Source organism: Ferriphaselus amnicola, from assembly GCF_000974685.2.
Classification (GTDB): Bacteria; Pseudomonadota; Gammaproteobacteria; order Burkholderiales; family Gallionellaceae; genus Ferriphaselus; species Ferriphaselus amnicola.
The window spans coordinates 1,334,420-1,359,858 of the sequence record NZ_AP018738.1; the positions used below are offsets into that span (position 1 = coordinate 1,334,420).

Annotated in this window: 29 protein-coding genes and 2 pseudogenes; 10 read left to right on the forward strand and 21 right to left on the reverse strand. The window is 58.6% G+C overall.

The window, feature by feature from the left end; all coding sequences use genetic code 11:
• Nucleotides 1-5 precede the first annotated feature (5 nt).
• Genes OYT1_RS06610 through OYT1_RS06650 form a run of 9 tightly spaced genes read left to right on the forward strand, consistent with a single transcriptional unit; the run spans nt 6 to nt 7,482 of the window.
• Nucleotides 6-611: a DUF2460 domain-containing protein gene (locus OYT1_RS06610; protein WP_035383974.1), complete on the forward strand. Its 606-nt coding sequence runs from the start codon at nt 6-8 to the stop codon at nt 609-611.
• Nucleotide 612: 1 nt separating this feature from the next.
• Nucleotides 613-1,467, forward strand: coding sequence for a DUF2163 domain-containing protein (locus OYT1_RS06615; RefSeq protein ID WP_035383975.1), 855 nt, complete (start codon nt 613-615; stop codon nt 1,465-1,467).
• 5 nt (nt 1,468-1,472) lie between these two features.
• On the forward strand, nt 1,473-1,898 hold the full coding sequence (locus OYT1_RS06620; RefSeq protein WP_035384060.1) for a C40 family peptidase: 426 nt from the start codon (nt 1,473-1,475) through the stop codon (nt 1,896-1,898).
• Between the two features lie 2 nt (nt 1,899-1,900).
• Nucleotides 1,901-4,879, forward strand: a complete 2,979-nt coding sequence (locus tag OYT1_RS06625) for a phage tail protein (RefSeq protein ID WP_051937926.1) — start codon at nt 1,901-1,903, stop codon at nt 4,877-4,879.
• A gap of 8 nt (nt 4,880-4,887) precedes the next feature.
• Nucleotides 4,888-5,847, forward strand: coding sequence for a hypothetical protein (locus OYT1_RS06630; protein WP_035383976.1), 960 nt, complete (start codon nt 4,888-4,890; stop codon nt 5,845-5,847).
• Nucleotides 5,848-5,857: 10 nt separating this feature from the next.
• Nucleotides 5,858-6,226, forward strand: coding sequence for a hypothetical protein (locus OYT1_RS06635; RefSeq protein WP_035383977.1), 369 nt, complete (start codon nt 5,858-5,860; stop codon nt 6,224-6,226).
• The gene (locus OYT1_RS06640; RefSeq protein WP_035383978.1) at nt 6,223-6,495 is read left to right on the forward strand and encodes a hypothetical protein; all 273 of its coding nucleotides are present in this window, start codon (nt 6,223-6,225) and stop codon (nt 6,493-6,495) included. Before OYT1_RS06635 ends, OYT1_RS06640 begins: the two co-directional genes overlap by 4 nt.
• A complete protein-coding gene (locus OYT1_RS06645; protein ID WP_051937928.1) occupies nt 6,492-6,941 on the forward strand; it encodes a M15 family metallopeptidase in 450 nt (149 codons plus the stop codon). Before OYT1_RS06640 ends, OYT1_RS06645 begins: the two co-directional genes overlap by 4 nt.
• Before the next feature lie 10 nt (nt 6,942-6,951).
• A complete protein-coding gene (locus OYT1_RS06650) occupies nt 6,952-7,482 on the forward strand; it encodes a hypothetical protein (RefSeq protein WP_051937930.1) in 531 nt (176 codons plus the stop codon).
• Between the two features lie 103 nt (nt 7,483-7,585).
• Here the strand turns inward: OYT1_RS06650 and OYT1_RS06655 are convergent, their stop codons facing one another.
• From OYT1_RS06655 to OYT1_RS06745, 20 genes and pseudogenes are all read right to left on the reverse strand, one after another.
• Nucleotides 7,586-8,806 carry an MFS transporter gene (locus OYT1_RS06655; RefSeq protein ID WP_035383979.1) on the reverse strand — a complete coding sequence of 407 codons (1,221 nt, stop codon included), beginning with the start codon at nt 8,804-8,806 and terminating at the stop codon, nt 7,586-7,588.
• A 12-nt stretch (nt 8,807-8,818) separates the two neighbouring features.
• Nucleotides 8,819-9,136 (reverse strand): hypothetical protein, encoded by a 318-nt coding sequence (locus tag OYT1_RS06660; RefSeq protein WP_232013261.1) that lies wholly within the window; start codon nt 9,134-9,136, stop codon nt 8,819-8,821.
• A gap of 96 nt (nt 9,137-9,232) precedes the next feature.
• Nucleotides 9,233-9,322 (reverse strand): annotated as a pseudogene (locus tag OYT1_RS13990) (hypothetical protein); the annotation flags it as partial.
• Between the two features lie 25 nt (nt 9,323-9,347).
• The gene (locus OYT1_RS06665) at nt 9,348-9,983 is read right to left on the reverse strand and encodes a methyltransferase family protein (protein ID WP_035383981.1); all 636 of its coding nucleotides are present in this window, start codon (nt 9,981-9,983) and stop codon (nt 9,348-9,350) included.
• On the reverse strand, nt 9,980-10,210 hold the full coding sequence (locus OYT1_RS06670; RefSeq protein WP_081908816.1) for a DUF2933 domain-containing protein: 231 nt from the start codon (nt 10,208-10,210) through the stop codon (nt 9,980-9,982). Before OYT1_RS06670 ends, OYT1_RS06665 begins: the two co-directional genes overlap by 4 nt.
• A gap of 88 nt (nt 10,211-10,298) precedes the next feature.
• A complete protein-coding gene (locus OYT1_RS06675; RefSeq protein WP_035383982.1) occupies nt 10,299-10,793 on the reverse strand; it encodes a hypothetical protein in 495 nt (164 codons plus the stop codon).
• A gap of 94 nt (nt 10,794-10,887) precedes the next feature.
• Nucleotides 10,888-11,319: a DUF411 domain-containing protein gene (locus OYT1_RS06680; protein WP_035383983.1), complete on the reverse strand. Its 432-nt coding sequence runs from the start codon at nt 11,317-11,319 to the stop codon at nt 10,888-10,890.
• Nucleotides 11,320-11,328: 9 nt separating this feature from the next.
• A complete protein-coding gene (locus OYT1_RS06685) occupies nt 11,329-13,719 on the reverse strand; it encodes a heavy metal translocating P-type ATPase (RefSeq protein ID WP_035383984.1) in 2,391 nt (796 codons plus the stop codon).
• Complete coding sequence (locus tag OYT1_RS13745) at nt 13,703-14,908, reverse strand: HD domain-containing phosphohydrolase (RefSeq protein ID WP_110818385.1); 1,206 nt, start codon at nt 14,906-14,908, stop codon at nt 13,703-13,705. Before OYT1_RS13745 ends, OYT1_RS06685 begins: the two co-directional genes overlap by 17 nt.
• 31 nt (nt 14,909-14,939) lie before the next feature.
• Complete coding sequence (locus tag OYT1_RS13555; RefSeq protein ID WP_145983679.1) at nt 14,940-15,377, reverse strand: hypothetical protein; 438 nt, start codon at nt 15,375-15,377, stop codon at nt 14,940-14,942.
• A 64-nt stretch (nt 15,378-15,441) separates the two neighbouring features.
• The gene (locus tag OYT1_RS06700; RefSeq protein WP_051937932.1) at nt 15,442-15,786 is read right to left on the reverse strand and encodes a hypothetical protein; all 345 of its coding nucleotides are present in this window, start codon (nt 15,784-15,786) and stop codon (nt 15,442-15,444) included.
• Nucleotides 15,779-16,066 (reverse strand): DUF5676 family membrane protein, encoded by a 288-nt coding sequence (locus OYT1_RS06705; RefSeq protein WP_035383986.1) that lies wholly within the window; start codon nt 16,064-16,066, stop codon nt 15,779-15,781. Before OYT1_RS06705 ends, OYT1_RS06700 begins: the two co-directional genes overlap by 8 nt.
• Before the next feature lie 58 nt (nt 16,067-16,124).
• Nucleotides 16,125-16,478 (reverse strand): copper-binding protein, encoded by a 354-nt coding sequence (locus OYT1_RS06710; protein WP_051937934.1) that lies wholly within the window; start codon nt 16,476-16,478, stop codon nt 16,125-16,127.
• A 71-nt stretch (nt 16,479-16,549) separates the two neighbouring features.
• Nucleotides 16,550-16,807, reverse strand: a complete 258-nt coding sequence (locus OYT1_RS06715; protein ID WP_035383987.1) for a hypothetical protein — start codon at nt 16,805-16,807, stop codon at nt 16,550-16,552.
• A gap of 102 nt (nt 16,808-16,909) precedes the next feature.
• A complete protein-coding gene (locus OYT1_RS06720; protein ID WP_051937935.1) occupies nt 16,910-17,425 on the reverse strand; it encodes a DUF2231 domain-containing protein in 516 nt (171 codons plus the stop codon).
• The gene (locus OYT1_RS06725; RefSeq protein ID WP_081908817.1) at nt 17,422-18,129 is read right to left on the reverse strand and encodes a cation transporter; all 708 of its coding nucleotides are present in this window, start codon (nt 18,127-18,129) and stop codon (nt 17,422-17,424) included. The genes OYT1_RS06720 and OYT1_RS06725 overlap by 4 nt, the downstream gene beginning before the upstream one ends.
• Nucleotides 18,130-18,152: 23 nt before the next feature.
• Complete coding sequence (locus OYT1_RS06730; protein ID WP_035383988.1) at nt 18,153-21,263, reverse strand: efflux RND transporter permease subunit; 3,111 nt, start codon at nt 21,261-21,263, stop codon at nt 18,153-18,155.
• A gap of 1 nt (nt 21,264) precedes the next feature.
• The gene (locus OYT1_RS06735; protein ID WP_035383989.1) at nt 21,265-22,824 is read right to left on the reverse strand and encodes an efflux RND transporter periplasmic adaptor subunit; all 1,560 of its coding nucleotides are present in this window, start codon (nt 22,822-22,824) and stop codon (nt 21,265-21,267) included.
• Complete coding sequence (locus OYT1_RS06740) at nt 22,821-24,101, reverse strand: TolC family protein (protein WP_051937937.1); 1,281 nt, start codon at nt 24,099-24,101, stop codon at nt 22,821-22,823. The genes OYT1_RS06735 and OYT1_RS06740 overlap by 4 nt, the downstream gene beginning before the upstream one ends.
• A gap of 114 nt (nt 24,102-24,215) precedes the next feature.
• Nucleotides 24,216-24,599, reverse strand: coding sequence for a DUF2946 family protein (locus OYT1_RS06745; RefSeq protein ID WP_081908818.1), 384 nt, complete (start codon nt 24,597-24,599; stop codon nt 24,216-24,218).
• A 224-nt stretch (nt 24,600-24,823) separates the two neighbouring features.
• Here OYT1_RS06745 and OYT1_RS06750 point away from each other — a divergent pair.
• A pseudogene (locus OYT1_RS06750) lies at nt 24,824-25,003 on the forward strand (IS1595 family transposase); the annotation flags it as partial.
• Between the two features lie 53 nt (nt 25,004-25,056).
• Here OYT1_RS06750 and OYT1_RS06755 read toward each other — a convergent pair.
• Nucleotides 25,057-25,287, reverse strand: coding sequence for a helix-turn-helix transcriptional regulator (locus OYT1_RS06755; RefSeq protein WP_051937942.1), 231 nt, complete (start codon nt 25,285-25,287; stop codon nt 25,057-25,059).
• Nucleotides 25,288-25,439: the final 152 nt, after the last annotated feature.

Here is a 25,439-nt window from a genome sequence, read left to right on the forward strand (position 1 = left end):
CGACCATGAGCAATATGGTATTTCCAACCCTGCCGGGGCTGGCGTGGAATGTTGCGCGCTCGCCCCAGTGGGCCACCCGTATCCAGAAAGCGGTATCGGGCAAGGAGTTCAGATCGGCATGGATGTCGGCTCCGCTCTACACCTTCCGCCTGCAGTATGAGGTATTGCGCGAAGCCACGGCCTATCAGGAATTGCAGCAACTGGTCGCGTTCTACAACAACGTGCGCGGCTCGTTCGACTCGTTCCTGTACCGCGATCCGAACGACAACAGTGTCACCGCGCACAGCTTTGGCACGGGCAATGGCGTGCAGACCGCATTCCAGTTGGTCCGCAGCTACGGCGGCAATCTGGAAGCCGTGGGCCAATTGAACGGCGCACCCTCGATCTATATCAATGGCGTGCTACAGGCGACCGGCTACACCATCAGTGCCACAGGACTGGTGACGTTCAGCGTCGCACCCATCAATGCTGCCGCCCTGACCTGGACCGGCAACTATTACTACCGCTGCCGCTTCCTGCAGGACACGATGGAATTGAACGAGTTCATGAACTCCCTATGGGAAGCCAAGAAAGTCGAGTTCATCGGCTCCCTCACCCCCAATCGCATCTGATATGAAAACCGCCACACCCGCACTGCTCGCCATGCTCAATGGCGCAGGCAATGCGTATGTCATGGCCGACCTGTACACGCTGACGCTGATCGGTGGCCAGGTGCTGCGCTACACGGACTTCGATCTGGACCTGACCGCAGGCGGCAACGTCTATGCCAGCGCCTCGCTCAAGTTCAAGCGCAGCCGGGTGCGCTGGATCGCAGGGCTGGAGGTCGACACACTGGATATTTCCATCTTTGCCTCGACCGCCGATCTCCTGAACGGTCTGCCGTTTTTAGCTCAGGTCGAGCGCGGTGTGCTGGATGGTGCCTCGCTGAAACTCGAACGTGGCTGGATGAACCTCGGCAGCACCGTTGCCGAAACGCTCACGCTGTTCAATGGCCGGGTGGCGGAAGTCCAGGTCAGCCGCACCGAAGCGCGCATCAAGATCAAGTCCGATCTGGAACTACTCAACGTCAGGATGCCGCGCAACCTGTACACGCCAGGCTGTCTGTACACCCTGTACGACACTGGCTGCGGCATCAGCCGCGCTGCCTATGCCGTCAACGGCTCGGTAACCGGGGGAGCCAATCGGACCTGGTTCCCGTCAGCGCTGATGCACGCGGCCAACTGGTTCGATCTGGGGACAGTGACGTTCACCTCGGGTGCCAACAACGGCATCACGCGCACGGTGCGGGATTTTACGTCAGGGGCATTTTTGTTCTCCCAACCGTGGCCGAACGTCCCCGCTAACGGCGACACCTTCACCGCATGGCCCGGCTGTGACAAGTCACAAGCCACCTGCACCGGCAAGTTCGCCAACAAGACACGCTTCCGGGGGTTTCCATACATCCCCGTTCCCGAGACATCGATGTGATGAGCATGACTGACGCACAGCGCGCCCGCGTGATCGAGGCAGCACAGGGCTGGCTCAACACGCCCTATCACCACAGGGCGCGCGTCAAAGGGGCCGGTGTCGACTGTGCACAGTTGCTGATCGGGGTGTATGCCGAGGCGGGCCTGATCGACCCGTTCGATACCGGCGACTACCCGATGGACTGGATGCTGCACCGGGAGGAAGAACGCTTCCTGCTCTGGCTGGAGCACTACTGCGCTGTCGTGGCGTCTCCCTTGCCCGGCGACATCGCGATCTGGCGGTATGGGCGGACGTTCTCCCACGGGGCAATCGTGACCGACTGGCCCGCCATCATCCATGCGTGGCGTCCGGCAGGCCGCGTCGTAATCGGCAGCGCGGATGAGGAAGAACTGGCCGGTCGGCCAGTCAGGCTTTATCGAATCAAGGAATAAACATGGGCGGATTATTTGGCGGTGGCGGACAGAACATTGCCACCAGCGAAACACGCCTCGGTGCAATCCGCTTCCAGACCTCGGCCTTCGGCTATCCCATCCCCATCCTCTATGGTCAGAACCGCATCTCCGGCAACCTGATCTGGTACGGTAATTTCACGCCGATCGCGCACACCACCACGCAAAGCGCCGGTGGCAAGGGCGGCGGTGGCGGTACCAGCAGCAACACGACCTATACCTACACCACGGGACTGATGATCGGCCTGTGCGAAGGTCAGGTCGCAGGCATCCAGCGTATCTGGCAGGGCAAGAACGTGATGACCCTGGCGCAGGCGCGTCTGACGCAATACGTCGGTGCACCGGGTCAGGCGGCATGGGGATTCCTGACCACCAGCTTTGCCGGGCAGGATTTGAATTACCCCAACCTGGCCTATGTCTGCTCCAGCAACTTCGATCTCGGCAACAGCGCCAATCTGCCCAACCTGTCCTACGAAATGGCGGGCAAGCTGCGTTATTCCGCTGCCATCGTCGATGCCAATCCGGCCAGTTTCATTGCGGATTTCCTGACCAACGACAGCTACGGTGCGCTGTTTCCGGCGGGGAAGCTCGGCAGCATGTCGCAGTTCTCCAACTACTGCGTGGCCAACGGCATCTTCCTGTCGCCAGTGGTCGATGCACAGAAATCCGCCGCCGAATGGATCACGCAGTGGCTCAAGGCCTGCAACTCGACGGTGATCTTCTCCGACGGCGTGCTGAAATTCATCCCCTATGGCGACGAGGTGGTGACCGGCAATGGCGTGACCTTCACGCCCAGCCTCACTCCGCTCTACGACCTGACGGACGACGACTTCATCGGCGACACCGGTTCCGATCCGGTGATCGTTACGCGCACGCCGCAATCGGATGCGTTCAACCGGATGCAGGTGGAGTTTTCCAGCCGGGCCAACAACTACAACCCGGAGATCGCGGAGGCCAAGGATCAGGCCAACATCGAAGCCTACGGCCTGCGTCCGAACAATCCGGTCAAGATACCGGAGATCTGCACGCTCGCCGTGGCACGGCATGTCGCGCAGTTGATGCTGCAGCGCGGGCTGTATGTCCGCAACCATTACGAGTTCCGCCTGCCGTGGAAATACGCGCTGCTGGAACCGATGGACATCGTGACCCTGACCGACAGCGCGCTGGGACTCGACCGCGAGCCAGTGCGCATCGTCAGCATCGAGGAAGATGCCGAAGGCTTGCTGTCCGTCATCGCCGAGGAACTGCCGATCGGTGTGGCGGGTGCAGCCAAATACGTCACGCAGGGTGGCACCGGATTCCAGATCGACTACAACGCAGCGCCGGGCAACGCCAATGCGCCGGTGATCTTCGAAGCGCCCGACCTGCTCACCGCTGGCAGCGGTCTGGAAATCTGGATCGCCACCTCGGGTGGTGCCAACTGGGGTGGCTATGAGGTGTGGGTGTCGCGCGACAATGCCACCTACCAGCGCGTGGGCGAGATGCATGGCAAAGCACGCCACGGCGTGTTGACTGCGGCCATGGCCACCGGCGGTGATCCCGATACGCTGCACAGTCTGGCGGTGGATATTTCCATTTCCGGCGGGCAATTGACCGGCGGCACGCAGGCCAATGCCGATGCGCTCAACACGCTCTGCTACGTCGATGGCGAATTGCTGGCGTTCCAGTCGGCCACGCTGACCGGGGTGGGTAAATACACCCTCGGCACCTATCTGCGGCGCGGGGCGTATGGCACGACCATCGGTGCGCACAACAAGGGCAGTCTGTTTGCGCGACTGGACAAGGCAGTCTTCAAGTATCCGTTCACTGCCGACATGATTGGCACGCCGGTCTACCTCAAGCTGTTGTCGTTCAACCTCTATGGGGGAGCCAAGCAGACGCTGGATACAGTGCAGCCGATCACCTGGAACGTGACCGGTGCAGCGTTGAAGTCGCCGCTACCGAACGTGACGGGATTGTCCAATGCCTATCGCAACGGACAAACCTTGCTGTCGTGGCAACTGGTGACAGATTTCCGGACGGTGGATTACGAGATTCGCCGTGGCACGAACTGGCAGACCGCCATCGTGCTGGGACGCACGCCACTGACCGAATTCGTCATCGCGCAAAACGGTACCTATTGGGTTGCGGCGCACTACAGCAATGCACAAGGGGTGACGGCCTATTCGGCCACCCCGGTGGACATCACCATCGGCGGTGCGATCCTGCCCGCGAATGTGGTGGCCAGTTGGAATGAGGCAGCGACCGGCTGGGCTGGCACCTGCACCACGCCAGCCTTCCGCGACCCGGTCGAGCAAGCCGTCAAACTGGGTGGATCGGCGCTGTTCTCGGCCATTCCGCTGATCTCTGCTGCCAACACGGTCGAGTATTACGGCGGGATTGCTACGGGCGGTTATTACCAGATCCCGGTATCGCACGAGATCGACATCGGTACGGCACAAGCCTGCAACGTATCCGTTGGTGTGCAAGCCGCATCCGATACGCCGTTTGCGCTGGTGTCGACGATCCCGGTGTTCTCGGCGCAGGCGAGCGTGCAGGGTAATTTCTCGGGCAAGTCGAGCCTGGCGATCGAGATCGATACCGCCCAGAACAACCTCGTTTGGCAAGGCTGGCGACCGTTCGTGCCGGGGCAATACATCGCCAGGCGTTTCCGCTTCAGGGTCAAGCTGATCTCGGCTGATCCGACGGTATCCACCATCCTGACTGGCATGACCTTCTCGGTCGATATGCCCGACCGGGTGGATACCGGCACGGCGCTTGCCGTCCCCGCTGCGGGCAAGGCGGTCGTATTCGCCACACCGTTCCAGATCGTTCCCAACGTGCAGATCACCATCCTCAACCCCGTGGCTGGAGACGTCATCGCGTTCCCGGCTCAACCCACGACGACTGGCTTCACGGTGCAGATCACCAATGCCGGTGTCGGTGTGGCTCGCAACATCAACTGGCTCGCCAAGGGCTATTAGGAGTTCCCATGTCTCAAAACTCTCTCGTCATTGCCGACGGCACGGGCGCGCAGGTGCTCGCCTCCGTCAACAACGCGCTGGATACGCTCAAGACCTGTTTCTCCGGAGCCACACCGCCCGGCACACCCAGTCCCTACCAGTTCTGGGCGGATACCTTGACCGGGCTGCTCAAAATGCGCGATGCCGCCAATACCGTCTGGGTACCGATCGCAGCCATGAGCGGCATCGGCGGCAATGTGGTCAAGACGCTCACCGGTGGCACCTACACGCTGACCGAGGCCGAAGGTGAAGCGGCGAGCTTCGAGGTGAACGGCACACTGACGGCTAACCAGATATTGGTGGTGCCGAACAACATGCCCCCATTCGCCGTGGAAAACCTCACCTCCGGGGCATTCACCCTGACCGTCAAAACCGCACTCGGCACCGGCCAGACGATCTCGCAGGGTGAGATTTCGATGCTCTACTGCAACGGAACGAACTGCGAGTTCATCTCGGACACGCAGGGCACCTCGCCCAAGCGCGGCACGTATGCGGCGTACCGGTCAGGTGCGGTGCAGACCATGACGGCAGCGGCATGGAGCCAGATCATCCTCAACACCGCGCTGGTGAACACCAATGGCAGCGCCTTCATCTCGCACAACGCGGCGACTGGCCTCTTCACTGTCCTGCAAAGCGGTCAATACGAAATCTCTGCCGTACTGACGGCAATCAATCCGACTGCGGCCTACAACGCCTTCAATGTGGCACTAGCACTCAACGGCGCGGTCGCGCACTACTTTGGCTGCGGCTACTCATGGGCTGCGGCAGCTGGTCTCAAGATCAGCGTATCGGGCCAGACGACACGCTATCTCGCGGCGGGCACGACGGTGGCGCTATGGGGAAACCCGAACGTGGCGATGAACGCAGATTTCTGGGGTGATAGCTGGGGCGTTGGCGGCTGCCAGCTTGAGATGGTCTACATGGGTTAAGGAGCAAAACATGGCAAACATCAACGCACACGGGATGGCGCGAGCCTTCCCGCAATACAAGCTGGATGTCGATTACCACCTGGTGGATTTCCATGATGGGAACGGCGTGCAACTGGTCTGGCTGCATGAGCACGATCCGACTCCCGATCTTAACTCCATCGAAGCCGAAACTGCCGTCTGGCAAGCCGAGCAGGATGCCATCGCCTATCGGGACAAGCGCGTCGCCGAGTATCCGCCGATGCAGGACTACATCGATGCGCAGGTGAAAAAGGCATCCAGCGATCCCGTCGTCCGCGAAGCTGGGCTGGCACAGGAAGCAGCGTACATCTCGGCATGCGCCGCCATCAAAACCAAATATCCGAAGGGAGAAAGCAAATGAATCCGAACACCACTGGTGAACGCGAGCACTGGCATGTCGGCAAGGAAATCCCGCTGGCGCTGATCGTGGCCATTGTCACCCAGACCGCTACCGGCATCTGGTGGCTGTCCAGCGTGTCGAGCAAGTTGGACAACCTGTCCGGTCAGGTGAAGGAGATGCGCGACGAGCGCTATACCCGAAATGACGCCATGCGCGATGCGGCACTGGTCAATCAAATGATGCATGACATGGACCGCCGTGTCACCACTCTGGAAGCGAGGAAGAAATGATCGACAGTAGGGATTTGAATGCACTGGCTCCAGCTGCTCGCAAACGGGCGGAAGCCTTCTTTGCCGCGTGCGCTGCCGATCCGGAATTGCGGACGCAGGGCATCACGGTGATCGCCACCAGCACCTACCGTGACTTCGATGCGCAGAACGCGATCTACGCGCGCGGCAGGACGGCCCCCGGCAAGGTGGTGACCAATGCTCGTGCCGGAGACAGTTGGCACAACTGGCGCTGCGCTTTCGATGTACTGCCGCTGCGTTGCGGCAAACCTGTCTGGGGCACCACCGGCGCTGACCGTGCCGTGTGGCAGCGGCTCGGGGAGATCGGCGAAGTCTGTGGGCTGGAATGGGCTGGGAGGTGGACTACCTTCCGCGAGATGGCTCACTTCCAGTACACGGGTGGGCTGACACTGGCGGATTTCAAGGCTGGCAAAACGATGATGGCATGAGGAGATGAGCATGGGAGATTTTGATTGGAAAAAAGCGGTGAACACGATCGCACCGAGTCTGGCAAAGGCACTGGCACCCGAACTTGGGTTGGCCGGTATCGCGATACGTGCAATCGGTCAGGCGTTCGGCATGCCCGACGCGACCGAGCAGCAAGTGTCCGAGGCAATTGCCAAAGCGACACCTGCCGACCTGCTCGCCATCAAGCAGGCCGATCAGCAGTTCGAGAAGGACATGGCAGCCATCGGTGTCGATCTGGCCAAGATCGCTGCCGAGGATCGTGCCAATGCGCGCGACCGGGAAATCAAGACCGGCGACACTTGGACGCCGCGTATCCTCGCCGCCGTGGTTGTCATTGGGTATTTGTCTGTGCAGTGGTACATCCTGTCGCACATCGTACCGCAAGAAATGCGCGAGATCGTGCTGCGCTCAATGGGCACGCTGGATATGGCGCTTGGATTGGTGCTTGGCTACTACTTCGGCTCCAGTGCCGGAAGTGCGCGGAAGGATGTGGTGATTGGACACTTGTCCACAGAACAATGAACCCCACATAGATAAGTTCTAAGTTGGTAAAGATTGATGCACACTGTACCCGTCACTATTCAGATTTTTGCAAGCCGTCAGGATAATAGCAATACTTTTTCACTTAGGATATTTCCCACCGCAAAACAATCGCAGCACTTGCTGCCAGCATTGAGGCAGCGATTAAAAATGGCGTGCCAGGCTGAGCAAAAAAAAGTGCACCCGTTGAGGCTGCAGCAATAGCCTGCCCTAAATTTGCAGCAGATGCCTGTTGACCAAACGCCTTACCCTGCCCTTGCCCCGCTGCCGCAGAGATCACACTGGACAGAATCGGGACGAGAATGCCGGTTCCGGCGGCGATCATGCCAAACAGTACGTCTATGGCTGGTATGGATCTCGCATAGGGAAGCGCCCCCAGCCCGATCGTACCAAGAACAAAAGCGATTACAAGCAGGGTCTGAATTGAGAATTTGTGCATCAGCATCGGGAAAATCCCTATCTGGACGGTAATCATGACAAGGCTACAAACCACAAAAAACTGGCTGATTGCGCTCGGATCAAGTAATAAAGATTGTTTACCCAGAAGGGTTATGCCCACCTCGGCGGTACTTACGCCAAACACCGTTATGACGGTAAGCAACAGCGCCAATCGAATCTGTTTCTTATCTGTGGGGCTTACGTCATCATCTGCGGCTATGCGAGGCTGGTTATGCGACACGGACAGCAGTACCGTCCCCAATGCACACAAGATACTTACTAGGGCGATTACAAAAAATGGCGAGTCCGGCATTAGCACACCAACCACCCGCATGCCGTCTGAAGGCGACAGGATCATGGATGAAAGCCACCCGCCAACCATAGGACCTAGCATGAAACCAAGCGATGTGAATGAAGCGACAATTGCAAACTTTCTTGGACGTTCAGATGCTGTGCATGCTTCGGCGATATATGCCAGTACGGCGGGAAGTACCGCAGCTGCAAATATGCCTCCCAGCATCCGTGATGCGTATAGCATCGTTAGGTTCGAAACATTATCGAGCAAAACCAAACTGGCACCGCTGCCGATCAGCCCAAGCGAAATCACAGCACGCCGGTTAAGCCGGTCTGACAACACGCCCCACAGGGGCGAAAGAAGAAACAAAGCCAAGGTGTATGAGGCTGTCAACAAACCGGTGTGCCATGGGACAGCACCTAGCTGCCCCGGTTGCAATACCCTTTCCAGAATGAATGGCAGAAAAGGCAAGGTAACGCCATATGCCATGGAAACCGCCGTGGCGGCGGAAAGCAGAACCACAAAGCGGCTTGGCGTCAGCGCTGTGGCTGGAATTGTGCGTCCCATGTCCATCCCGGTCGCCTTTTACCTGTCACGCCAATGAGCATATCCGTCATCACGCACCTCCAGATTCCCTACCTCGCACTCCTCTTCATAGTGCACGAATGCCCGGCGCAAGCACTCCGGCCAGTCTTCGCCCAACTGTACGCCGATCTCGGCCAACCGTTCCTCAATCTGTTCAGCGGTCGCTTGGAACAGATCATACGTCACCAGTATGCTATTTCCTTCGATGCCCACCGCCTGAATGCCCATCATGGACTGCAATGACTCGTTCAACAACTTTGCATGATCTGGCGACAAAGGTTGGGCCAGCCGCAATTTTCTCTGCTTGATCACTGACATCCCTTCCTGCTTCGGGGCCTTCTGCCCCGGAATGCCAATATACAAGTGCGGATTCGCAAGGAATCTCTCACGGCATTGGCTGGAACAGAAAAAATACGACTGACCGAGATATTCAATCTGGTGTTTGCCCGATTCGACCTGCATTCCACAAACTGTATCCTTGGTTAACATTTCTGATGGCTCCATTGATTGATGCTAAAACGCGACAATTTCATCCTCTCATGCGCGGAAAAAATGCAGGGGTTTGTTCGGTATAGCGTCGATATTCGCCGCCGAATTGCGCCAGCGCATCACACTCTTCCTGCCGCGCCAATCGCACGTACATCCATACCAACACAGGGAACATTAGCAGTGTTAGCAGTGTCGGCCACTGCAACAGGAAACCGAACATAATGAGCACGAAAGCATCATATTGGGGATGACGTACCTTGGCATAAGGACCGGTTATCGCTAACTGGTGCGTGCGTTGCGCTCGATAAAGTACACCCCATGCGGATGACAGCAGGATGAAGCCCCCACCGATGAATGCGATGCTCAACATGTGTGGCAGGTCGAAATGCGGATTACCCTTCATACCGAGCAGGGTGTGCCACAGGTGCCCTGCATCATGGGAAAAGACATCGGTGCCGGGATAACGGCTCTGCAGCCAGCCCGACAGCAGGTATATGGTTAGCGGGAAACCGTACATCTCGACGAAGAGCGCCACAATAAAGCCAGAGAATGCGCCGAACGAACGCCAGTCGCGCTTGCTTTGCGGCTTGGCGAAGCTGAAGGCAAATATGATGAACACCAGCGAGTTGATGATAACCAGTGACCAGAGGCCGTAGGCCGAAGATTGATCGCTCATTTCGAGTCTCCTGTGTGGTTGTGCTGGTGCCGGTCGTCACCGCTCTGTCCATGCCCATGATGCATGAAGAAGTGCATCAACGGACACGCCAGCAAAATCAGATAGGGCAGCATGCCCAGAACATGCGCCCGGTGCTCTGTCAACAACAGCAGTAAGGCAAAAGCAAGAAAGCCGATAAGCACCATCCGCCCTTTCGACAATTGCCGTTTCTCCATTTCGTCAGCCATAACTTCCTCCCATTAACCAGCATTGACCACATAGACATGCCGGCAGTCATTCCATTGAGCGGTTGACCACCGGCCGGACGTGATAGCCTTATTTCGCCTGCATTTCCTCGCGCTGCATCATCTGCTCCATCATGGATTCCATCATCTCCATGCGCATTTTCATCATGTTGTGGGTCTTCATCATGTCCCCCGTCATCATGCCGCCGCCCTGCTTACCGCCGCCTCCCCCCTGCTTGCCGCCGCTACTTTCCATACCCATCATGGAGCCACCCATGGCGCGCATATGCTTCATACCCTCCTGCATGGTCCGCATGTGTTCCTGCATCAGTTTTTGACGTTCCTTAGGATCTTTGGTCTGGCGGATTTTTCCCATCAGGTCCTGCAGCTTGCGCATCGATTCCTGCGCTTCTCCCATGTGGTGTTCAGGCGCAGCCTCGGGGCTGGTAGTCTTCTCCATCGTCTCCGCCTTCGGCATGGGCACCCCCTGCTGCGCCTTCTCGGGGTGATGTTCATCCACTGCATAAAGCGGCGTCGCCACCATGGACAACGAAGTAACGGCAGCCAGAATCGTGATCTTGTTCATGTTCGGTCTCCTCTCAGGTTAGAAATCAATACTCGAAAAAACTAAACCAACCGTTCCGTTACCGTACCTCCTTTCTCCGTCCATGGGCGGAGAATCACTCGACCGAAAACACTTCCGGCTCGCGCCCTCTCTTGGGAACTGCATAAATGGTCAACGTCCCCTTTTTCATTTCGCCCATTCCCGGCGAATTCTGCGGCATGCCCGGAGCGCTGATCCCGATGATGGCGGGCTTCTCCTTCATTAGCTTGCGGATGGCGGCAACCGGAACATGGCCCTCGACCACGTATCCACCGACCAGCGCCGTATGACAACTGGCGACATGAGACACCCCGTAACGCTTCTTGACCGCATCCATGTCGTTTTCATTGATTGCCTTCACCGCGAAGCCGTTTTCTCGCAGATAGTCCACGTATTTCTCACAGCAGCCGCAGGTGGGGCTCTTGTACAAGGTCACCTCGGTCGCGGCATGCGCCAGCGAAGCTCCAAACAACAAAACGGCTGAGCAGATGCGTATCCATTGATACATTTTTTCTCCTTAAAGGTTGGTGCGGCGCAGCCGCAGGGCGTTTAAAATCACGGACACCGAACTGAAGCTCATCGCCGTCGCGGCAATGATGGGCGACAGCAGCAGGCCGAAGATCGGGTAGAGCACGCCCGCCGCAACTGGGACGCCGAGCACGTTGTAGATGAAGGCGAAAAACAGGTTCTGTCGGATGTTCTTCATGGTCGCGCGACTCAGGCGAACGGCGCGGACGATGCCGCGCAGGTCGCCCTTGACCAGCGTTACTCCCGCGCTTTCCATCGCTACATCGGTACCAGTACCCATAGCAATGCCAACCTGCGCCTGCGCCAGCGCGGGCGCATCGTTGACGCCGTCGCCCGCCATCGCGACGAAGCGACCTTCGCTTTGCAGGCGTTTGACGATGGCGGCCTTCTGCTCCGGCAGCACCTCCGCCTCGACCCGATCTATGCCCAGTTTCTTCGCCACCACCTCTGCCGTGGTGCGGTTGTCCCCGGTCAGCATGATGATGCGGATACCTTCCTCGTGCAGCGCGCGAATCGCATCCGGTGTGGATGCCTTGACCGGGTCGGCCACGCCGATGAGGCCCGCAGCCTTGCCGTCCACAGCAAGCAGCATTACCGTCTGCCCGTCTTCGCGCAATGTATCGGCGCGTGCAGGCAGCGCGCCCGCATCGAGTTGCAATTCCTCGAACAACTTGAGGTTGCCAAGCGCGACCGCGTGGCCCTCGACGGCTCCCGTCACGCCCTTGCCGGTGTGAGACTTGAAGTCGCCCACTGCGACGAGCAATAAACCTTTCTCCTGCGCGCCGCCGACGATGGCTGCGGCGAGCGGATGTTCGCTCGCGCGCTCCAGGCAGGCGCCCAGCCGCAACACCTCGTCCTCGTCGAAACCTGCGAGGGCAACCACCGACACCAGCTTGGGCTTGCCCTCGGTCAGGGTACCGGTCTTGTCCACCACCAGCGTGTCCACCTTCTCCATGATCTCCAGTGCTTCGGCGTTCTTGATCAGCACGCCCGCCGTCGCGCCGCGCCCGGTGCCCACCATGATGGACATGGGCGTAGCGAGCCCCAGCGCGCAGGGACAGGCGATGATGAGTACCGCCACCGCATTGACGATGGCGTGCGCAAGACGCGGCTCCGGCCCGATGAAGCCCCATACCGCTAGCGTGACAAGTGCAATCAGCACCACTGCCGGGACGAAATAGCTGGAGACGACATCAGCCATGCGCTGGATAGGGGCGCGCGAACGCTGCGCCTCGCTCACCATGTGCACAATTTGCGCGAGCAGCGTGTCCGCGCCGACGCGCTCGGCGCGCATCAGCAGGCTCCCTGTACCGTTCACCGTCGCGCCGATCAGCCGCGCGCCCGCAGTCTTTTCAACGGGAATGGATTCGCCGGTGACCATGGATTCGTCCAGCGCGCTTGTGCCTTCGAGTACCACTCCGTCCACCGGCACTTTCTCGCCAGGACGGACGCGCAACACGTCGTTCGGCTGCACCTGTGTCAGCGGAATGTCTTCCTCGTTGCCGTCAGGACGCACAATGCGCGCAGTCTTGGGCGCTAAGCCAAGTAACAGCTTGATTGCCGCGCTGGTCTGGCTGCGCGCGCGCAGTTCCATCACCTGCCCAAGCAGTACCAGCGCCATAATGACCGCAGCCGCCTCGAAGTACACCGGTACGGTACCCATCATGCTGCGCATCGTCTCGGGGAAGATGCCTGGCAACAGCATGGCGACGACACTATATGTCCACGCCACGCCGACGCCGAGCGAGATCAACGTGAACATGTTCAGGCTACGGTTGACCACGGACTCATAACCGCGCCGGAAGATCGGCCAGCCGCCCCACAGCACAGCAGGAGTTGCCAGCACGAATTCGATCCATTGCAGCATCACCATCGAGACGGACTCCGGCATGGTTTGCGGAAAGAGGTCGGAAACCATCGCCAACAGGAACACCGGCAGCGCCAGCACCGCACTCGTCCAGAAGCGGCGCGTCATGTCGTTCAACTCGGTATTGTCTTCCTGGGGTGCATTGCGCGGTTCCAATGCCATGCCGCAGATCGGGCAGTTACCCGGCTCGCTGCGCACGACCTCGGGATGCATTGGGCAGGTGTATTCCACCGCACCCGGGATGGCCGGAGATTCAAGCTCCAGCGTCATGCCGCACTTCGGGCAGTTTCCCGGCTTGGGTTGGCGGATTTCCGGATGCATGGGGCAGGTGTATATCGCACCCGTCCGTGCGGGTTCCGCCGCACGGGGTTCAAAATAGGTTTCGGGTGACGCCTGGAATTTCGCCTCACACTTCGCACTGCAGAAACTGTATTCGATACCGCGGTACTCGAAGCGGTGCGGCGAATCAGGTTTCACGGTCATGCCGCATACCGGGTCAGTGCTTGTGCTCATGTGCTGTTCCTTTCAAAGGCTTCGTTTCATCGGAAAAATCGGGACTGTTCGGCTCCATGCATTTGGCCAAGACCATTTCGCGCAATGCAACCTCTTCTTCCAGAAAGGCCTGCACTGCAGCCGGGTCGAACTGGGTACCGCTCATATTGACGATTTCTTCCTTCGCCTCGTCGAATGTCATCGCCTTGCGATAAGAACGGTCGGAGGTCATTGCATCCAGGGTATCGATCACCGCAAAGAGTCTCGCTCCTTGGCAAATTTTCTCGCCATGAAGCTCCCGCGGATAACCGCGCCCATCAAAACGCTCTTCGTGGCTGAGTACGATTTCGGCGGCCTCCGCCATGCCGGGGATTTGAGACACGATACGGTAGCCCTTTTCCGGATGAGTCCGCATCTCCCGCCACTCGTCTTCATTGAGTGCTCCCGGTTTCAACAGGATGGCATCGGGTATCCCGATTTTCCCGATGTCGTGCAGCAGCGCCCCCCAATAAATCTGGCGCAGTTGCTCTGTATCTCGTGTAAACCGGCGTGCCAGCACCAGAGTGTGGCAGGCAACCCGTTTCGAATGCAGGCCGGTTTCACGTTCGCGGATGTCCAGCGCTTCGGCTAATGCCTCCACAAATGCTGCACCCGCCTGCTCCTCTACAGTCATGGGTTCGCTGAAGTGACTTACCGCGCCGTCCAGCATCTGCCGGACGCACCATTTGGCGTAATAGCGGCCAAGCAGGTGGCCGAGCCAGCGCGCGGGGACAAAATCCGGCAACGCGTAATCGACGAATACACGTAGCAGCGAACCATTCCCCTGTGGGGTGATCTCGAACCCCATCCGGTAATGCCCCATCACCAGCAACCGCGGCGAACCCGTCGTTTCCCACGATTTGTACTGCGATGGGTTGCGCTCCGTCACGACCTCATCGAGCGCGAGGCGGATGCCGAGAACCTTTCCATCCAGCCGGATGTGCGAACCGACGCTTCTTCCCCTGTTTTCGTCTAGCGCGATTTCCATCCGGCTCCAGCCCATCCTCCATGAAGAGTCGCCCATGTGTGCAGACAGACTCGCGTGGTCGTCGACGAATTCAAACAACCGCTCTGCCGCAACCGGAACAATGGCGCTGCTTTCATAATGAAAAGGCAGCCTGTCGCTCAGGCCAATATGGCTTGCATGGGGATTGTGAAATTCTCGCGTCATTTGGCCATTTCCCAATATAGATTGCGGCGAGCTATTCAAAACCTACCGGGAAAGCCGTACCGGCCTGATCCGTGCAAAAACCAGCGGGCGTGTTGCCGAATTTCCATATCAAACTGCACGACAGTTCATGCCCATCAGCTGATCTGGCGGCCGTCTCAATACAATACGTCACATGACTCGTATCGAGGCCGGAGAAAATTCGCTCCCATCGTTTCGGATTGGAAAGATAGTAGCGTTTGTGCAGTTCTCCCAAATGGGTATGGCGCTCGACAGTAAATCCATGAGCCTCGTAACGCCGGTTCGACATCTCCAGCACGAGGTGATTGTCTTTCCCTCGATCATGGTCATGAATCAGCTCCCCTGCAGCGAACGCTCCCCCGTCTTTGCTGACCATTTGATGAACATGGGCTGGGTTGGCGCAGCCGGCCAGCCACGAAACGGCTAGCATGCTTAAAAAAAATGTTCTCATCGTATTTCCTCCATGAGAGGTGACGCAAAAGGATGGACTCATTAAAACTCTTCTCATTCGCGAGCTATTTCACTGGCGGACGATTGCAACATGCAGCGTTTTTGCTGGGTGCATTCAGATTGCTGATTTCACTTTCCTCGGCATAATGCAGCCAGGCACGGCGCAACCTTGCCATCGGCCCCATTCCAAGCCTCACATTTGCTGTTTGCAACAGTTTTTCGATCCCCTCCAGATCAGTCATTGCGAGGTCGTAACTCACCTCGAGTCCGATAACCTTTGCCGAAACATCCGCTGACTCCAATGTGGCGATCAGGGATTCCGCTTCCTCCAGAGTCACCGCCTGCTCAAAGGCGAGACGCCGGGTTTTCAGTGCCGTCGCTTGTTTGCCCGCTTCTTTTGAATCATTCATGGCAACCTCCGGAGCACCTACCTGTCAGGTTGTAGCAGACTGCAAACAAGGCTCCGCCCAGAAAACCGGTCAGGGTAACGCCGAAAAGGCCATAGACCACTCCGCCCAATGCCCACGGCTTGTCGCTAATGATTATGGAGAGATTCAAACCGTGAACCCACGCGTTCACGAAGCCGATCGTCGCCTCAGGAAATAAGTACACTGCTGCCGCACATACCAAATTGATAGCTGCTGCAGACAATGCCAAAGTAATACCGATGCGCAAGGGATTCAGTTTCATTTTCTTGCTCCTCATTCACAAACAAGTACGGACAGGTCCTGCAACCCATGTAATACGTTCAGCGTTTACGCTCAATACGGATAATTACCCATTCTTTCGAGTTGACTTGTTCCAGTTCAAAACGCACGTTGTCGCCCACCATTACATCCTTGGGCAACGGATCGCGCAGCGCAAACCACATAGTCATTGCTGGCCATCCCAACGAGGGAATCGCCCCATGTGCGAGCTGTACCTTGCCCGCTTCCGTGTTTACGGCCTTAAGCACCCCGTAACCTTCGTGTTTCGCCTGAATTTGGGCATGCTGCGCATCCTCATGGCTGTGGGACGGCGTTACGGCATACACCGCCCCTGTCATCGCGACCGTTGCTGCCATTGCAGCTGCCAATACTTGGGACAAATTTGCTGGTTTCATCTCATTTCCTTTCATGCATTGATATCGCCTCGCCCACCCGGTGTATTTCGTCGGGCAGGCGAGCCTCTGCTTCAGTGCTTCTCTTTCATATGATCATGCCGGTTTTTCGGTATTTCCTTGTCCGTATGCGGTGCCGGTTCGGGCTGCGGCATATTGGTCTTTTCTTCCATATGGCTATGCCTCTTTACCGGCTTCTTCACCGGGGTCTTCGCCTCGCTCTGCCCGGTGGCTGCGGCTTCATGTTTCTCTGTCTCGGCGGCGATTGCAGTTGCGGTAGCGCCCATGAACATCGCAAGGACGGCGGTCAATAATGTCGATTTCAATTTCATTTCATACTCCTAAAAGTTTGGTTGATCGAATGTGCTGCAACATCCTGGAAATACACTGATTGGACACCTCCTCTCGAGACAGGTTGATGACAACGATAAAACTCAATGCGCGTGATCATGTGCATGCCCAACCTCATCGTGCGGCGTCATATCTTGTACGGCATGAACATCCGGTAAAGACATGACCCCCAACCCATGGCGATACACCAGTTCGGCACCGTGCCAGGCCGTGCTTGCCACTAGCATCCATACAGTAACCAGCAATCCCAAGAAACCTAGTGAGGATGTTTTGCGTGAGCCCCCGCGCCATACATCCCAGGCGGCGAGCACAACCAGAACCACCAGTGTCCCAAGCGCCCAATTGCGATGCAAGGTCATGGCGGCATGACTTACTTCATCATGCTCAACGCTGTTGAAGGCGAACCAGCCGAACGCGGCAGCAATCAACGCAAACAATGCCGCACTCCATAACATCCAGCGTCCCGTTACCATGCATTGCACCGCATGTGGCCGGGTTCCGGAGAATGCGCCGGCAGCGGTGAATGCCACCGCAGCCGTGGTGAGTACGACAGGAAAATGCACGAATACCGGATGCCAGTTTGGAATAATCTCAATCATGTTTTTCGACTCCCATTGAAAGTTTGATTTCGCGCACCTTGATCAAGGCATACAGAACCGTGATCACCACCAACTGTTGCAGTTATTGCGTTAACGACTCTGAGTTCCGTAATGGACTCACGCAACACATGCAGTGCAGAGCGTAAAAATAATGCGGCAAGTGCCAACCCGATGATGATGTCTGGCCAGCCGGAATGGGTGAGCCACACACCGAGCGCGGCAAACAGCACCGAGATATTGGCAATGATGTCGTTACGGGAGCACAGCCAGACAGAACTCATATTGATATCGTCCTCCCGATGCCGCCAGAGCAGGAGGAAGCACGCGCCGTTTGCTGCAAGCGCCAGCAAGCCGATTGCCCCGATGGCCTCGTATACGGGAAGCTGAGGAACTTCGATCCGGTAGATCGCCTGACTAAGCACAAACAGACCGAATGCCGCCATGATGCCACCCTTGAACAGCGCCGCCCTGGCTTTCATCGCCGCGCCGCGCGCCACGACGTACAGGCTGAATCCGTACACCAAGGCGTCACCCAGCATATCCAGCGAATCGGCAACCAGCGAAACCGAATTCCCGAGCAATCCTGCCGTGAGTTCGACGACAAACATGACGGCATTGATAGCCATCACTATTTTTAGCGTCGAACTTTGGCGGCGGCGGAGCGCGTCAAGTTCACAAGATTTGTCATTGCAACAGTTAGCCATTACCTAGCTCCAATTAAAATTAGTCATCTGATTTCTCGGCTTTTGACTAGTGCATAGATCACGGGGATCACCACCAGCGTCAGCACCGTCGAGGAGACCATGCCACCAACCATGGGAGCGGCTATGCGGCTCATCACTTCCGAGCCAGTGCCGCTGCTCCACATGATCGGCAGCAGGCCTGCCATGATTGCCGTGACGGTCATCATCTTCGGGCGCACGCGTTCCACCGCGCCTTCCATGATGGCGGAATGCAGATCATGTGGTGCCGGAGACCGCCCTTCTGCTGCGCAACGTGTCTGGGCCTCCTGCCATGCGTTTTCCAGATAGATCAGCATCACCACTCCAGTCTCCGCAGCCACACCCGCTAGCGCGATAAAGCCCACCGCCACCGCCACGCTGAGGTTGTAGCCGAGCAGCCACAGCAGCCACACGCCGCCGACCAGTGCGAAGGGCACGGACAGCATCACAATCACCGATTCGGTGACACGTTTGAAATTGAGATACAGCAGCAGGAAGATGAGAAGCAGCGTGATGGGGATTACGACCTTCATCTTCGCAGCAGCCCGCTCCATGTACTCGAACTGCCCGCTCCAGGTCGCGTAGTAGCCCGATGGAAACTTCACCTTCTCTGCCACCGCCTTGCGCGCCTCGGCCACGTAGGAGCCGATGTCCCGGTCGCGGATGTCCACGTAGATGTAGGCCGACAACAGCGCGTTCTCGGTGCGGATTGAAGGAGCGCCCTTGCCGATGCTCACCCGCGCGAGCTGGCCGAGCGGGATCATCGCCCCGCCCATGGTCGGCACGAGAACTTCGCCCGCGATCTTCTCCGGCGTGTTGCGCAGCTCACGCGGATAGCGCACGTTTACCCCAAAGCGCTCCAGCCCCTCCACCGTGGTGGTGACGGTCTCGCCACCCAGCGCGGTGGCAATCACCTCTTGTACCTCATTGATACTCAGACCATAGCGTGCGAGCTGTGCTCGATCCGGATCGATATTGAGGTAGAAGCCGCCAGTGATGCGCTCGGCGAAAGCGCTGGTCGTGCCGGGAATGGTCTTCACCACCGCTTCGATCTCCTTCGCAAGTTTCTCCATCTCGCCGAGGTCTTTGCCGAATACCTTGATACCGATGGGCGTGCGGATACCGGTGGAGAGCATGTCGATGCGCGCCTTGATCGGCATGGTCCACGAGTTCGCCACGCCGGGGAATTGCAATGCCTTGTCCATTTCGGCGATCAGCTTGTCGGTGGTCATGCCGTCGCGCCATTCCTCCTGCGGCTTGAGGTTGATCACGGTCTCGAACATCTCCAGCGGTGCCGGGTCGGTGGCCGTCTGCGCGCGCCCGGCCTTGCCATACACGGAGGCGACTTCCGGAAAGCTCTTGATGATCTTGTTCTGCGTCTGCAGCAGTTCGGCGGCCTTGGTCACCGACATGCCCGGCAGCGAGGCGGGCATGTAGAACAGCGTGCCCTCGTTCAGCGTGGGCATAAATTCGCTGCCCAGTTTCATCACGGGATAGAGCGTCAGTCCCATCGCCAGCAATGCCACCGCGATGGTGGCCTGTTTGCGGCGCAGCACGGTATCGATAACCGGGCGATAGACGGCAATCAGCCATCGGTTCAGCGGGTTCTCAGATTCCGGCCTGATATGGCCACGGATGAACAGCAGCATCAGCACCGGCACCAGCGTCACCGACAGCAGCGCCGCACCCGCCATCGCGAAGGTCTTGGTGAACGCCAGTGGCGCGAACAGGCGCCCCTCCTGCGCCTCCAGAGTGAACACTGGGAGGAAAGACACGGTGATGATCAGCAGCGAAAAGAACAGTGAGGGGCCGACTTCCTGACAGGCAGTCAGGATTGCCCCAAACCGATGTTCTCCCTCCTTGATCCGCTCCAAGTGCTTATGCGCGTTTTCGATCATGACAATCGCCGCATCCACCATCGCGCCGATGGCGATGGCGATGCCGCCCAGGCTCATGATGTTGGAATTGAGGTTGAGCGCGCGCATCGCAAGGAAGGCGATCAGCACCCCTATGGGCAGCATCACGATGGCAACCAAAGCGCTCCTCGCATGCATCAGGAACACCATACACACCGCCGCCACGATCAGCCCTTCCTCGAACAGCGTGCGCTTCAGCGTCGCGATTGCGCGCTCAATCAGCTCGGAGCGGTCGTACACTGCCTGGATGCTCACACCTTCCGGCAAGCCTGCGGACACCTCGGCAATCTTGTCCTTGATGTTCGCGATCACCTCCAGCGCGTTCTGACCGTAGCGTGCCATCGCGATCCCGGACACCACCTCGCCTTCACCGTTCAGTTCAGTCAGCCCGCGCCGCTCATCCGGTCCAAGTTCGACGCGCGCGATGTCGCGCAGAAGCACTGGCGTGCCGTTTTCTGCCTTGACCACCAGCGTCTCAAGATCGGCCTTGCCGTGCAGGTAACCCTTGCCGCGCACCATGTACTCAGTTTCGGCCATCTCCACCACGCGACCTCCGACGTCGCGGTTGCTGTCGCGGATCACCTGCGCGACCTTCGCCAGAGGAATGTCGTAGGCGCGCAGCTTCACCGGATCGACCGTCACCTGGTATTGCTGCACGAAGCCGCCGATGGAGGCGACCTCGGCCACGCCATGCGCCTTGTTCAACTGGTAGCGCAGATACCAGTCCTGCATGGTGCGCAACTCGGCAAGGTTGTGCTTGTCACTTAGCACCGCATACTGGTACACCCAGCCCACGCCACTCGCATCCGGCCCAAGCTGCGGCGACACACCTCGCGGCAGGCGTCCTGCTGCCTGGTTCAGGTATTCGAGTACACGCGAACGCGCCCAGTAGATATCCGTACCGTCTTCGAAAATCACGTACACAAACGATGCGCCGAAGAACGAGAAGCCGCGCACCACCTTGGATTTCGGCACGGCCAGCATCGCCGTGGTGAGCGGGTATGTCACTTGGTCTTCGACCACCTGCGGCGCCTGCCCCGGATACTCGGTATAAACGATCACCTGCACGTCGGACAGGTCGGGCAGTGCATCCAGCGGCGTTTTCACCACGGCATAGATGCCCGCCAGCGTGACAAACAGGGTAGCGAGCAGCACCAAGAACAGGTTGCGCGCCGACCATTCGATAATTTTCCCCAGCATGTCAGTGCCCCTCGTGCGTTGCAGCCTTCACGGCCTGCAATCGGGTAATCACCCATTCGCCCTTGCCACGCTCGACGAATTCGAACATAACCTCGCTGCCCGGCGCGATTCCCTGCGCCAGCGATTCGTTGGCCAGTTCGAAATCCATGGTCATGCCCGGCCAGCCCAGCGAGGAGATGGGACCATGGGTGATGCTCACCGTACCGTCCGGATTGATCGCATCGAGCACGCCCTGCGCCTGATGTCCGGTCGACGGCTTGGGCTGCGTGCTCTCCTTACGCGGCTCCACTACCGGAACCAGAGTACTTGCGGTCGATGTACCGCCATGTGCTGCGTGGCCGCCCATGCCGCCCAACGCCGCCCTGAGGTTGCTCTCTGCATCTATCAGGAAGTTCGCGGCAGTAACTACCTGCTCGTCTTCTGCGACGCCTTCCAGCACCTCGACGTAGTTCTCGCCGCGGCTGCCCAGCCTAACTGCGCGCGGCTCAAAGCGTCCCGGTGCAGCCTGAACCAGCACCACCTGGCGCAGGCCGCTGTCGATCACGGCTGAGGTAGGCACGCTCAACACCTCCTTACCTTCATCCAATGGCAACTCGACCTTGGCGAACATCGCAGGCCTGAGCAGGCCCTGCGGATTGGGAAGTTCGATGCGTACCCGCACCGCGCGTGTCACGCTTTCCAGCGTCGGGTAGATGAAATCCACCCTACCGTCGAAGCGCTTGCCGGGATAGGCATCCACGCTGACCTGCGCGTGTCCGCCCGCCCTGATCCGGCCGATGTCCTGCTCGGTAATGTCGGCCATCACCCACACTGAGGAAAGGTCGGCGATGCGGTACAGTTCTTCGCCGGGCATGAAGCGCATGCCCTGCAGCGCCTTCTTTTCCAGCACCACGCCGGAAACGGGGGCGTGGAAAGTCGCACGGTTGCCGTTCACACGGCCGTCCACGATATCCCAGTTCCTCAGCCGCGCGGCGCTGGATTCGGCAAGCCGCCGCATGCTGTCTCGCGCATCCTCGTCGGCATCCTTGAGCGAGGCGATGCCTTGCGCGGCAATCTCGCGTTCGCGACGCGCCGAGACCAGTTCGGGGCTGTACACCTCGAACAGCGGCTGGCCTTTTGCGACAGGCTGCCCCGTAGTGTTGACGTACAGGCGTTCCACCCAGCCCTCGAATTTTGGCGCGACCGCATAGGTGCGCCGCTCGTCGATCTCGATACGCCCGACCGCACGCAGCGTCCTGTCGATCACGCGCATCGCCGCGGCCTCGCTCTTCACGCCGAGCTTCTGCACCTTGTCGGTACCGATGACGATCTGGTTCGCTCCTCCCGATTCCGCTTCGCCCTCGTACACCGGCACGTAGTCCATGCCCATCGCGTCCCTCTTGGGCACCGGCGAAGTGTCGGGCAGGCCCATCGGGTTGCGGTAGTACAACACCTTGCGCTCGGCCTTGGCTGCTTGCGGCGCCGGCGACGATACCGAAGCATGCGTACCCAGCCAGTAGCCGCCTGTCGCCACGCCCAGCAACGCGAACACAGCCACGACGATTCCGATGATTTTCTTCATAGTTCTTCTCCCAGCAGACTTTCGATTTCGGCGAGGCGCGACTGCGCCTCCAGTTGCGCCTTGAGGCGCTGCCGTTGCGCATTCAGGATCTGGCGCTGCGCCTCGATCAGCATGGCGAACTCCACCTTGCCGGTCTCGTAGCCCGCGAGCGCGGACTGGTAATTGAGTTCGCTCTGCGGCAGCAACCGCGTCGCCGCGAGCGACTCGGTGCGCCGCGCAGTCTCCAGCGCATAGAGGCTCTCGGACAGCGCCGCCTGCATGCGGTCCTGCAGCGACTGCTTGCGCGACTCGGATGCCGCCAGCATCGCCTCGGCCTCGCGTTCCTGCGAGCGGCGCGAGCCCTGCTGCAGCGGAATGTTGAATTCGACCATCACGTCCCAGCTCTTCACCGCGTTGCCGCTCTGGTTGGGGGCAATGCCGAGCGTGAAGTCCGGATAGCGTCTGGCGTAGGCGAGATCGCGTCCCTTCCCGGCGGACTGCACCTGCGCCTCGGCGACCTGCAGCTGCGGATTGCGCGCGCGCAGCTTCTGTTCCAGCACGGCATAATCGAGTTGCGCGGGCGGCGGCAGCGGCCGCAGTTGAGCGGGCTCCGCCAGTTCCGCCATCGCGGGACGCGACAACAGGGCATTCAGCCGGCTTTGTTCGTGGTGGCGCTCGCTCTCCAGTTCGACCAGCTCGGTGCGCAACGCGGTCTGCTCGACCTGCGCGCGCAGGACGTCCTGCTGCGCCCCCAGCCCGTTGGCGTAGCGCGTCTGCGCGACCCGCTCGAGGTTGTTCATCAGCAAAAGCGCTTGCTGCGCCAGGCGCTCGCTGCCGGACAGGTAGTAGTACATCGCGTAGGCCGTCTTGATGCGGCCGGACAACTCCGCCCAGGTCGATGCCGCCTGGCCGTCGGCCTGATCAGCCTGAGCCTCGGCCACCCCGCGCTGCAGGTCTCGCTTGCCTAACCAAGGCACGCTCTGCATCAGCAGGTAGCGCGTGTTGCCCACCTGCGAAGGCCACAGGCTGGGCGGCTTGTTGGTGCCCTGGTTGGTGACGTCCATCAGCTCGGCGCGCAGCACGGGATCCGGCAGGGCTCCCGCCGGCTGCACGCGCTGACGCGCGGCATCCGCCTCGTGGCGCATCGCCGCCAGTTCCGGGTTGTGCTCGCGCGCATAATCCAGCAGGCCGGGAAGGCTGGCCCCAAGCTGTTCTGCGCCGAGCGCGGGCTGCGCCGCCAGCGCGAGGCACGTCAAAACGACGCGCGGCATCCGGCAAATTGTTGTTGGTATCTTCATGACCCGATCCTCGATTGCATTGCTATCGGGCAGCCAAAGGGCTGCCGCAAAGAGGCGAGACGAGACCGACTTAAATCAGGTTACAAAAAGTAAAGACGGACTTGTCCTGCCGCTTCAAACGCGAGGACTGGGAGGGGGGGTGAGTGGGGCAGAACTAACGGATTTATACGTTACTAAATAGGGAGTAGCGCTCAGTGCATCAGCTTGCACCGCAAGAATTCCAATAATCGTCATAGCTAAATAGCTAGAGCAAGCCAAGTGGCAAATACCGCAAGAATTGCAGGACGCGCCGTCTTCTTCACCCGCTGAAGACATCTGCATATCAGAGTGATGATGCTCACCGATATCTTCATGTTCCATCGATTGCATTGCATCTGCCTCTTGGCAAGAGCCATGCGGCATCTGCATAGACACCGCTGTCGCTAGTGCATTGCCAGCAAACAGAGGCAACCATAGCAACATTAAGACAGCAACAATTTTTCTGGAAAATTGACTCATATTTTCATACTGAGCTCATTTAATAAATTTGTCAAACAATTGCATTGAAATGCAAAAAAAAAAACGAAACACCCTCGGGAAAAATTTATAGTCTTTTAAATTAATTTCTTGATTAGCAACAATCGTCAGCCTAGCTCACCTGGTGAGCCTGACAGGCAGTAGAGTGACACCTAAACCATAACTGAAGGGGAACAAAATGACCATGAATCGAATTCAATTTCAACACGGGTTGTCACCATGCATTCGGCTTTCGTAAGTACGCGGCGCGCTACCTGGCCGCATTTTGTTATCGCTTCAATCGGCGTTTCGATCTGAGCTCGCTTCACCAGCGACTCTTGATCGCAGCTACTACCGTAACACCTCAACCACTCCGAATAATTCGGGTGGCTGACGATTGTTGCTAATCAAGATTAATTTTAATTCAACTCCAAGTGCGCAATCGAACCGGGGCGTCCTTTTACTTGCCCGAATCAACCGCGGTGCATTGACCGATTGATAGTGGCCGCCTGACAAATGTTGAAAGACAGGACTCCTCGTAGCTCTCAATATCGCGCAACCGATATCGGACCACGCCTTTCAGTTTGAGATACGCAGGCCCGATGCCCTCACATCGCCAACGTTCAAGGGATGCTTGGCTAATGCCCCAGCGGGTGGCCAGTTGCTTTTGGTCGAGATGAACGATGTCCATTTGGGTCTCCTTTCGCATGAGTTGTCAGGAGTCCATGAACGCTCTTTTTCGGACACAAGCCAAGCAAAATGGACGTGGGTTCAATTCCCAAATGGGCAATTGAACCGGCGTTCGCAAGCACTCTACCAGCGATGCTGTTTCCTGATAGAATT